9 protein-coding genes and 1 pseudogene are annotated in these 9,939 nt (G+C 63.8%); 7 read left to right on the top strand and 3 right to left on the bottom strand.

The features are described from left to right. The 4 genes from QOD90_RS14240 to QOD90_RS14225 all read left to right on the top strand — a co-directional run. Positions 1–563, top strand: a 563-nt coding sequence (locus QOD90_RS14240) for an amidohydrolase family protein (protein ID WP_526350736.1), incomplete at its 5' end; no start/stop codon positions are given. Between the two features lie 114 nt (positions 564–677). Further along, positions 678–869 carry a hypothetical protein gene (locus QOD90_RS14235; RefSeq protein WP_526350734.1) on the top strand — a complete coding sequence of 64 codons (192 nt, stop codon included), beginning with the start codon at positions 678–680 and terminating at the stop codon, positions 867–869. Positions 870–880: 11 nt separating this feature from the next. Beyond that, positions 881–2,449 (top strand): class I adenylate-forming enzyme family protein, encoded by a 1,569-nt coding sequence (locus QOD90_RS14230; protein WP_526350732.1) that lies wholly within the window; start codon positions 881–883, stop codon positions 2,447–2,449. Then, on the top strand, positions 2,442–3,602 hold the full coding sequence (locus QOD90_RS14225) for a thiolase family protein (RefSeq protein WP_526350730.1): 1,161 nt from the start codon (positions 2,442–2,444) through the stop codon (positions 3,600–3,602). The genes QOD90_RS14230 and QOD90_RS14225 overlap by 8 nt, the downstream gene beginning before the upstream one ends. A gap of 13 nt (positions 3,603–3,615) precedes the next feature. Here the strand turns inward: QOD90_RS14225 and QOD90_RS14220 are convergent, their stop codons facing one another. Further along, the gene (locus QOD90_RS14220) at positions 3,616–4,692 is read right to left on the bottom strand and encodes an NHL repeat-containing protein (protein ID WP_526350728.1); all 1,077 of its coding nucleotides are present in this window, start codon (positions 4,690–4,692) and stop codon (positions 3,616–3,618) included. Beyond that, positions 4,683–5,705 carry a hypothetical protein gene (locus QOD90_RS14215; RefSeq protein ID WP_526350726.1) on the bottom strand — a complete coding sequence of 341 codons (1,023 nt, stop codon included), beginning with the start codon at positions 5,703–5,705 and terminating at the stop codon, positions 4,683–4,685. The genes QOD90_RS14220 and QOD90_RS14215 overlap by 10 nt, the downstream gene beginning before the upstream one ends. Positions 5,706–5,898: 193 nt before the next feature. On the opposite strand from QOD90_RS14215, the gene QOD90_RS14210 reads away from it, so the two are divergent. Then, entirely contained in the window at positions 5,899–7,170 is a 1,272-nt protein-coding gene (locus QOD90_RS14210; protein WP_526350724.1) for a cytochrome P450, read from the top strand. 29 nt (positions 7,171–7,199) lie between these two features. Next, positions 7,200–7,701 (top strand): annotated as a pseudogene (locus tag QOD90_RS14205) (SDR family oxidoreductase). A gap of 160 nt (positions 7,702–7,861) precedes the next feature. On the opposite strand, the gene QOD90_RS14200 reads toward QOD90_RS14205, so the two are convergent. Then, complete coding sequence (locus QOD90_RS14200; RefSeq protein WP_526350722.1) at positions 7,862–9,403, bottom strand: arylsulfatase; 1,542 nt, start codon at positions 9,401–9,403, stop codon at positions 7,862–7,864. Positions 9,404–9,585: 182 nt separating this feature from the next. On the opposite strand from QOD90_RS14200, the gene QOD90_RS14195 reads away from it, so the two are divergent. Then, a partial coding sequence (locus QOD90_RS14195; protein ID WP_526350720.1) for a hemophore-related protein occupies positions 9,586–9,939 on the top strand: 354 nt, incomplete at its 3' end.

Below are 9,939 nucleotides of genomic sequence, written 5' to 3'. Positions count from 1 at the left end.
CGTCGTATCACACCGACCACTGGGATCCGATTTTCCGCGTCTGCGAGGAGGCTGGCCTTCCGCTATCGCTGCACTTCGGTTCTGGCGGCATGCCCCAAGGGCTCGCGCCGGACGGCGATATGTTCATTAGCATCGCGCTGTTCGGGCTGAACTCGATGATTACCACTGTCGACCTGCTGATGTCCGACGTGTTCTACAAGTTTCCGAACGTCAAGGTCGCGCTGTCCGAGGGCGGCATCGGATGGATGCCCTATCTGCTGGAGCGCATCGACTACTCCTGGGGCCGGCACAAATACTGGTGCGACGTCAACGCCGACAAGCTGCCGTCGGAGTTGTTCCGCGAACACATCTACGGCTGCTTCATCTCCGATCAATCCGGAATCGAGCAGCGTCACCGTATCGGCATTGACAACATCATGTTCGAAAGCGACTACCCGCACTCGGACTCCAACTGGCCCCACACTCGCAAGCTGCTTGCCGAGCACCTCATTGACGTGCCGGACGACGAAGCGCGCAAGATCGTCGAGCTCAACGCCCGCACCCTTTACAATTTCTGGGCCTAATTGATGACCGACCTCACGCCGGGAAAACGGCTGCGTAGCAACGGGAGTGGCACCGAGATCATCGTCGTGCGACCGCCCGCATCCCCGGTCGAGTTATGGTGCGGTGGCCAACCGATGACCGCGAATCTGGAGACCGACGCCATGGCTGCGTCGAGCACCGAGAACGACACCGTGCTTGGCAAGCGCTATGTCGACATCGACACCGGCCTAGAAGTGCTGTGCACCAAGGCCGGCCCCGGTGTGCTCACGGCCGACGGAAGTCCGCTCACCATCAAGGCACCCAGCGCGCTCCCGGCGTCGGACTGACGGACGCCAGGGTGAATGTTCTGACTCTGCTGGACATGGCAGCGACGGGTATGCCCAAGCGATTCGGCATCGGTCGCCTGCACGCGACTGGGTCGGATCCAGCAGGACTGACCTATCCCGCCCTCCTGGACCTGGCCCGTCGCGGGGCGGCACTCCTGGCGGCGCACGACGCCCAGGAACTGGTCTATGTGGGTGTCAACGCCGACGACTTCGCCGTGGCCCTCTTCGCCGCCGCATGGGCAGGCGTTCCGCTTGTTCCGCTGAACTACCGCCTCAGCCGCGATGCGCTGGAAAGGCTGCTCGCACGCCATCCGAACGCATTGGTCGTCTCGGACCTACAGCCACCGACCACTGCCCACATCGTGACCGTGGCGCAGTGGCGGGAGGCCGACGCGGCAGCCGCCGGCGAGCGTCCGCAGTGGTCGGACGACCCCGAAGCCATCGCGGTCCTGCTCTATACCAGCGGCACCACGTCGGAGCCGAAGGCCGCCGTGCTGCGCCATCGCCACCTGATGTCCTATCTGCTCGGCAGCGTCGACTTCAGTGCGGCGGGCGAGCACGAGGCCGTCATCGTGAGTGTGCCGCCCTACCACATCGCTGGCGTCTCCAATCTGCTCAGCAATGTGTACGCCGGTCGGCGGGTGGTCTATCTGGAAACCTTCACTGCACAGGGCTGGCTCGACTGCGTACGCGCCGAAGCCGTCACTCACGCGCTCCTCGTGCCCACCATGCTCGCCAAGATCACCGAACACCTCGGTCAGACGGGCATCGCGGACGTACCGACCTTGAAGTCGCTGGCCTACGGTGGGGCGAAGATGCCGATTCCCGTACTCGAGCGCGCGATTCGGCTGTTCCCCGACGTCGACTTCGTCAATGCCTACGGCTTGACCGAGACCAGTTCTACGATCGCCGTCCTCGGCCCCGACGATCACCGCGCAGCGCTGCTCGGTGATCCGGCGGCCCGGGCCAGGCTCGGTTCGGCAGGCCGATTGCTTCCTGGCATCGAAGTTCAGATCCGAGGACCAGAGGGCGTCCTACCGGATGGATTCGCAGGCGACATCCACGTCCGCGGCGAGCAGGTCTCCGGCGAGTACCGCGGTGTTGGCAGTCAGCTCGACGACGGCGGATGGTTCGCCACCCGCGATCGCGGATGGGTCGACGATGACGGCTATCTGTTCGTCGAAGGGCGCACCGACGACACCATCATCCGCGGTGGCGAAAACATCGCGCCGGCCGAAATCGAGGACATCCTCCTGGACCACCCCGCGGTCGCCGAGGCCGCGGTGGTGGGGATACCCGACGAGCATTGGGGGCAAGACATCGCCGCGGCCGTGGTGCTGCGACCCGGCCGGGCGGTCGCCGCCGAAGAACTACGCCAATGGACGCGAAATCGGTTGCGCGGCTCCAAGACACCCGCGCTAGTCGTCATCCGCGAGGCGCTACCGCAAACCTCCACCGGAAAGGTGCTTCGGCGCGAACTGCTCGCCGATCTGCTCGCCGCGGAACGGGGCGGGGACGTCAGTACCGGTCAACTGCTGCACGACATCCACCCCTCCAACGGAAGCGACAACGATGCCTGACGCCGTCATCCTCTCAGCCGCTAGGACACCGATTGGCCGGGCCCGCAAGGGATCTCTGACCTCGGTGGACGCCTACCAACTCGGCGAGGTCGCCGTCGGAGCAGCCGTCGAACGGTCAGGAATCCCAGTGGCCGACCTTGACGACCTGTTCCTCGCCGAGTCGCTGCAAGGTGGCGGCGTAATCGCACGCAACATCGCGGTACGCCTCGGCATGACCAGCGTGCCTGGGGTAGCGGTCAATCGGCACTGCGCCTCGGGTGCTACCGCCGTACAGTTGGCGTCCGCCACGATCATGGCCGGTATGGCAGACGTGATCGTCGCCGGTGGAACGGAGAGCGCCAGCACGATGCCCCGGCTCTCCAAGGTGCCGCCCGGCGCAGAGGACGCCACCCGCTGGTCGCCGCAGAGCCATCCCGATGCCCCCGGGGTACCTGCGTTCGACATGTCGGTGACCATTGGCGAGAACACCGCACGGCTGCATCACGTGACGCGGGAGCAGGCCGACGCCTGGTCGACACGGTCGCAGCAGCGGGCGCTCAACGCCATCGTGAAGGGTTACTTCGACGACGAGATCGTTGCCGTCCCAGTCCAAGACGGCGACTTCGTGTTCAGCACCGACGAGCACCCGCGAGACACCACGCCCGAGGCGCTCGCTGCGCTGAAGGTGCTACACCCCGAAATGCCCGGTGCCGTCGTCACCGCGGGCAACTCCGCCGGGATCAACGACGCGGCCGCTGCGCTGGTCATTGGCGGCTCCGAATTCGCAGCGAGTTGCGGCCTCGTGCCGCTGGCGCGAATCCGCGGTTGGGCGTCCGTGGGCGTCGAGGTCGAGCACACGGGAATGGCTCCGGTGACGGCGATCCGGCAGGCGCTCAAGCGCAGTGGTCTCACCCTGGACGACGTGGATCTCTTCGAGATCAACGAAGCCTTCGCCACGATGGCCGTGGCGTGTACGCGTGATCTTGGCCTGGACGAGTCAATCGTGAACGTGAACGGAAGCGGTATCAGCCTCGGTCACCCGATCGCAGCGACCGGTGCCCGGATGGTCGTATCCATCGTTCACGAGCTCGCACGCCGCGACGTGCACATCGGCGTGGTGGCGATGTGCGCCGGGGGAGGCATGGGCTCCGCGTTGGTGATCGAACGGCTATAGCGAAGGCAGTCCGTCAATGCCGCGTAGTGAGTTTGGTGTAACGCCCGCCGAGCAGCCATTCAGTCACGTAGAGATTGCCGTCTTTGTCCGTCGCGACGCCGTGTGGCGAATTGAAGCGGTCGTGTTTGGGTAGCTGGGGTACAGCCGCACGTCCGTCGTCGGACATCTCATTGGGCCATCCCGGCCGGGTCGGCCACCCTTGCGCCGCTTCGGGATCCGGGTCGGCGCCAATGTACCCGACGAGGTTGTCGTGGGAATCCAGAACGGCGAGGCGTTCGTACATCTCCGCGACCACTAGCAGGTCGCCCCACTGCGCGAAATCGCTCGGACTGTTCAAAGAGGTCTCACCAAATGTGCGCAAGTAGCGGCCATCCAGGTCGTAGACGAGGACGCGGACGTTGACGCGGTCGGCAATGTAGAGCTCAGGCACCTTGTCGTTTCTGCGGTCGATGAAGATCGCGTGCGGGCACAAGAGACGCCCACTTCCCTCTTCGCCGGTCAATGTCGACAGATGGATTCCGTTCTTGTCGAAGCGGTGTACCAGGCCAGATCCGTATCCGTCGGCCACCCAGACGTCACCGGATCCGCCGAAACGTTCTTGGTCGACTGCGCAGCCGCAGGGACAGTACGGCCCCATTGGACCGGCCGGGATCGCAGGATCTTGCGGCGGGATCGGCAGCTCGGTGATGATCTGTCCGTCCAAGGTCATCTTCACCACCCGCGGCGCTCGCGTCTCGCAACGAATGCCCTTGCCGAACAATGGAGTCCAGTTCGGATCGCCGTCGTCGGCGCCGCAGCTGAAGACGAATCCGGGATCGCTGACCCAGAGGTACTCGTCATCGCCTTCGCGGACGAGGGTGATCCCGTGGCCCTCGGTCAGGCCCGTCTCGACCACCCGTAGCAGGCGGCCGTCGGTGTCGAACGCGACGAGTTGGCCGGCGTGGAAACCGATGACCTCTCCACCGTCGGTCGCGACGATGGCATTGTGCACCCAACAGGACGCCGCGCCTGGGACGGCGGACAGATCTGCCCAGTCGCCGACCACCTCGTAGGAGGGGATGTTGGTGGGCCTGCCGGTATCTATGGACACCACACGTTCCTTTGTCTCGATGGCGAAACCGTTTCGGGCTCTGCGTCGTTCGTTCTCGCCCACACCTCTCCCGCTTCGTCCTTGAACTGGACGCGCACACGAGGAGAAGCGTTTGGTTCCAACGCATAAAGAGCCGAAGCATGTTGATTCGGTCTCAACCAGCGCGGGAAGTCCAATGCGGTGTGCGCGGCGAGGACCTCCATCCCATTGATCAGGAGTGACGGCCCTCGAGCGAGCGAGACCCCACCCCGGTCGGTCAGTGGGTGCTCGTCCGGCCACGGGCCAGTCCTCAACTTGGCGAACACGTCGGCGATTGCCTGCCTCGAGCGTCTGGCCCCATCGGGTAATTGGTTGCCTTCCGTGTCGACTCCGTCCACCCGGACCGTCAGGTCGGTGGCCAGCGAGGTGCTGTGATTCATCACTGTCACAGCCCAGACAAGCGGGCCCAGTAATGCCACCGGCGTCCGGTAGATCGTCACTTGGCGTGCCGATGCCGTGTTATCGAACCGCGCGGTCAGCGCGGCGAGATTGGTGTAGGTCAGATCGGCGCTGAGGGCGCTCTGCAAACGGCTCTCGAAGTGAGAATCTCCGTGACCGATGTAGCGAGGAACGACCCCCTCCGCCGTCAGCCGCTGTGTCACGTCGATCAGCCAGGCTTGATCGTCCGAACCGACGCCGTCCGAAGATGACTCGGCGATGACCCAGGCGAGCACCAACTTGCCGGCACGCTTTGCGCGCAATACGTCGCCGATCGTCTCAACGGCATTTGGCCACGTGGGGTCGAAGACCGCGATGAACACGTCGCAGTGATCGAGGCAGTCGCCCGGCCCATCCGCGAGATCGAGATCCTCGGCGGCGGTGCGGCGCTGCCCGATCGAGGGCACGAGCACGATCTGATGTTGCTTTGCACTTGCGCAATTCCACCAGTACAGAGCGTGACCGATGGCGGTGTGAAAGCGACCGTTGTCATCGGGTGACGCGATGACAACTTCCGCGACGTGAGCAGCGAACATCGGTTCACCTCCTCGTGGATCCGTCGGCACCTGCGTGGTCCGCCATCTGATGACATTAGGTGCTCGTACAGTGTACCGAGCCTTGCTTTGTACGCAAACGACGTCCTACTATTACGCACATGCCCCTGTAGCGGGCGCTGTCGTCCCGTGCGCAACGGGCCGGTTTGTGTACGCCAACGAATCAGGAGAGACATTGTCGGCCGACGAAGGTGCATTCGAGTTCGAGCCGTTCAAGCCGGGCCCTCGTGAACAGCTGCCTGCTGTTTACGCGCAGTTGCGGGAGCGATTCCCCGTCTACCAGACTGGTTCGAACATCTGGGTTATCTCACGATTCGACGACGTCAAGGCCGTGCAGTCGAATCCGGCCGTCTTCTCGTCGCGTCCGAACCCCTACGAAGGCGATTCGGTGCCAGCGGACGCCGAGATGAAACCAGAGGTGATCGACCGGCTGATGGCGTTGGTAGCCGGGATCCCGGTCGACATGAACGAGATGGCCTCCGCCAAGACCATTGCCGCAGCAGACCCACCCCAGCACACCCGGATGCGCAGAATCGTGAGCAGAGGTTTCACGCCTCCGCGCATCAAGGAAATGGCCGATGCGATCGACGGGATCGTCGCGCGCTGCCTGACCGGTGTCGGCGACACACCCAGCTTCGATGTCGTCGAGCGACTGGCGATTCCGCTGCCGGTGGAGATGATCTGCCACATCCTCGGCATCGACCGAAGCGAATACGGCCGGGCCAAGGTCTGGTCCGATGCTTTCGCCGCGGCCGCCGGGGGCGATTTCAGCAGCCCCGCTGATCGCAACGAGTTGATGCTGAGCACCATCAAGGAGTTCAGCACGTACTTCGTCCCGTTGATCGAAGCGCGGCGGGTCGAGCCCAAGAATGATCTGGTCAGCGCGATGGTGGCGGCAATCGACAACGAGTCGCTGAGCACCGTCGAGACGTTGATGGTGGCGATCACGATCATGGTCGCAGGCAACGAGACGTCGACGAATCTCATCGGGAACACCGTGGTCGAACTGCTGTCCAACCCCGATCAGCTCAAGCTATTGCTCGACGATCCGGCCCTGCTCCCCGATGCTGTCGATGAAGCGAACCGGCTGACGGCGCCGATCCAGTTCGCGTTTCGTGAGGCGACCGAAGAGACTGAGGTCGCGGGTACGAGGGTCCCGAAGGGGGCGATCGTCGCGCTGCACATGGCCGCCGCCAATCGCGATCCCCGGCGCTTCGATGACCCCGACCGTTTTCTGATCACGCGGGCCGCGGGCAAGAATCTCTCGTTCGGCCACGGCATTCACTTCTGTCTGGGTGCTCACTTGGCTGGCCAGGAAGTCCGTGCCGCAATCGGGGGACTTCTGCCTGACCTCGAACGTCTCGAACTGACCGACGCACCGCTGCAACGCAATCCGTCGGCTCTGCTCAACGGCTGGCAAAAGGTCGAGCTCGCGTGGGTGTCGTAATGCGTGGGGGTTGAGTCTTTCGGCGTGGAATCAATCGAGCTAGCGCAATCGTCACCGGTGGCGCGTCTGGTATCTGCGCGGCAGGCCGCGAGGGGGGCGAGGGTCGTCGTCGCCGATCTGCAGTCGGAGCGCAGGGCAGAACTCGCCGAAGAAATCGGCGGTGCGTTCATCAGCGTGGACGTCACCAACACCGAGCAGATCGAGGCAGCCGTGAACAAGACAGCTAACTGGGCCCACTACGCGTCCTGATCAATTCTGCCGGCATTGGTTGGGCGCGACCTCGCTGCGGTCGGGATCCGGGTCAACACCATCGCGCCGGGCCTGATCGATAGCCCGAGCTACGGTCAAGGCGAGCGGTCGGAAGCCTTCAAGGCGAAGCTGGGCAAGTCCTTGCCGTTCCCACACCGCCTGGGCGGTCCTGACGAATTGGCCTCGATGGTCGTCGAACTGGTCACCAACTCGTACATGAATGCCGAGGGACGGCCACTCACCGCGTCTCTTCTGGGCAGGCAGCACTGTTACGTCGTGTAACACGCCGACCCAAATCCGCAGGACAGCGAGCTGCTGCGTAACACCGTCTCCGAACATTCATCGCAGTTCAGCACCCATTTTCGCAGGAGACGCAAGGGGTTTCGATTCCCCTTAGCTCCACAAGTGTTCGCATGTCAGGGCGTTGAGGCGCTCGCCGGGGTCAGTTCTTGAGTGTTCCCTCTTGCAGCATCGTCAGGGCCTTGTCGACGCTCAACGTGCCGGAGGCTTGGCTGGGTGGGTACTCCTTGAACGTGGCGAGGAATTCGCCGACGATCTGGATGGCGGGAACCATGGTCCACAGCTTCTCGCCCCACCACCGGCCGTAGAGCATGCCCTCGGTCTGGTAACGCTCCCATGGGTCCTGGCGCAGATTCGTCACGACCGGCACGTTGGTGGAATCCTCCTTGCCGGTGAAGAGATTTCCCACGATGGTCTTGAAGTTGAGCTTCCAGGCGTTGTAGCGCACGGCCATCAGGTCGGCGTTGTCGCTGAAATAGAAGACTTCCCGTCGCGGCCCTTCAGTGACGTCGCCCTGGAAGTAGGGCTTGAAGTCGTAACCGTCGAGATGGACCTTGAAGGTCTTGTCGTTGGCGTCATGGCCACTCAACAACTTCTCGGCGACATCGGGCTCACCTGCGGCGGCAAGAATCGTTGGGAGCCAGTCTTCGTGGGCCATGATCTCGTTGACGATCGTGCCCGGCTCGATGACACCGGGCCACCTGGCCACCATGGGGACCCGGAAACCGCCTTCATAGGTGCTGCCCTTCTCACCCCGGAACGGTTGGTTGCCGCCGTCGGGCCAACTGAAGATCTCAGCCCCGTTGTCGCTGGTGAAAAGCACGATGGTGTCGTCCGCGATGCCGAGTTCGTCGAGCTTGTCGAGAATCTGCCCGACTTCCCAGTCGAGCTCCATCATCGCATCGGCGTACAAGCCGAACCCGCTCTTGCCCTGCCACTTGGGAGCGAGGTGCGTCCAGACGTGGCAGCGGGTCGAGTTGTGCCACAGGAAGAAGGGCGTATCCGCGGCCACGGAGCGGTCGATGAAGTCCAGCGAGCGCCGAACCAACTCAGGATCAACGTCTTCCATGTTGACCGTGGCCGCGTCGTCCATTCCCGGGTGCGGCGGCAATGGACCTCCGTCGGCGATGGTCTGCTTGCCGACCCTGCCCCAGCGCGGGTGCTCGGTCGGGTCGTCGACGTCGGTTGCCGTGGTGTCCACGATGTTGCGCGGGCCGAAGCGGTCGTGAAACCCATCGACCTTCGGATACTCCGGGTCGTAGGGCTCCTCCATGGCGTTGAGGTGGTAGAGGATGCCGTAGAACTCGTCGAAGCCGTGCACGGTAGGCAGATATTCGTTGCGGTCGCCCAAGTGGTTCTTCCCGATCTGCGCCGAAACGTAGCCGTGCGGCTTGAGCAGTTCGGCGATCGTCGGATCGGAATCCTGCAATCCCTGCTTGGCGGCGGGCATGCCGACCTTCAACAGGCCGGTCCGGAAGGGACTCTGGCCGGTAATGAACGCGGCGCGGCCCGCCGTGCACGATTGCTGACCGTAGTAGTCGGTGAACAGCGCACCCTCACGGGCGATCCGGTCGATGTTGGGCGTGGAGCCACCCATCATGCCGCGATGGTAGGCACTGAGATTCCAGGTGCCCACATCGTCGGCCATGATCATGACGACGTTCGGCTTCTTCTGAGCAGCCACTGATCCACGCTCCTGCGCTGAGATGATCGGGCGCATGTGTCCCAGGCGCTGAGGCGAACGCTACGCCGCCGACCCGCTAGGAGCCGGCCGGCCGCCGAATTGTCATTTGCGACAATTCGATCCAGCCCTGTGGTTGGCTTGCTCAGCGATGGTCGTCCGACCAACGAGTGAGGAAGCCTCCAATGTGGGTGTCAGGACGAACTCTGCGCAGCACGGCCGTCACCGTGGTCGCCGCCGGTGCCGTGTTGTTTGGAAATGCTGCGATTGCTGCCGCCGAACCCGGACCGGTTGCGCCGCAACCCAACTGCACCGCGGGCGACCTCGCGGTGGCATCGGGCATCGTCGGAACCGCCATGGGCGACTACTTATTCAGCCACCCCGACGTCAACGACTTCTTCACCAGTCTGCGCGGGGAGCCGAACGCGCAGATCCACGACCGCGTCCAGACCTACATGGACGCTCACCCGCAGACGGAGTCCGAGATCAACGGCATTCGCCAGCCCCTCACCGATCTGCGAAGCCGCTGCGATCTCGGC

The organism is Mycobacterium sp. (assembly GCF_032161845.1).
Classification (GTDB): Bacteria; Actinomycetota; Actinomycetes; order Mycobacteriales; family Mycobacteriaceae; genus Mycobacterium.
The sequence above is the reverse complement of the archived record's forward strand: the minus strand, read 5'-3'. Positions and strand labels throughout refer to the sequence as shown.

Coding starts and splice junctions, on each gene's coding strand:
- QOD90_RS14215 (WP_526350726.1), bottom strand. CDS start 5,705: ATGTTCGCTGCTCACGTCGCGGAAGTTGTCATCGCGTCACCCGATGAC.
- QOD90_RS14235 (WP_526350734.1), top strand. CDS start 678: ATGACCGCGAATCTGGAGACCGACGCCATGGCTGCGTCGAGCACCGAG.
- QOD90_RS14225 (WP_526350730.1), top strand. CDS start 2,442: ATGCCTGACGCCGTCATCCTCTCAGCCGCTAGGACACCGATTGGCCGG.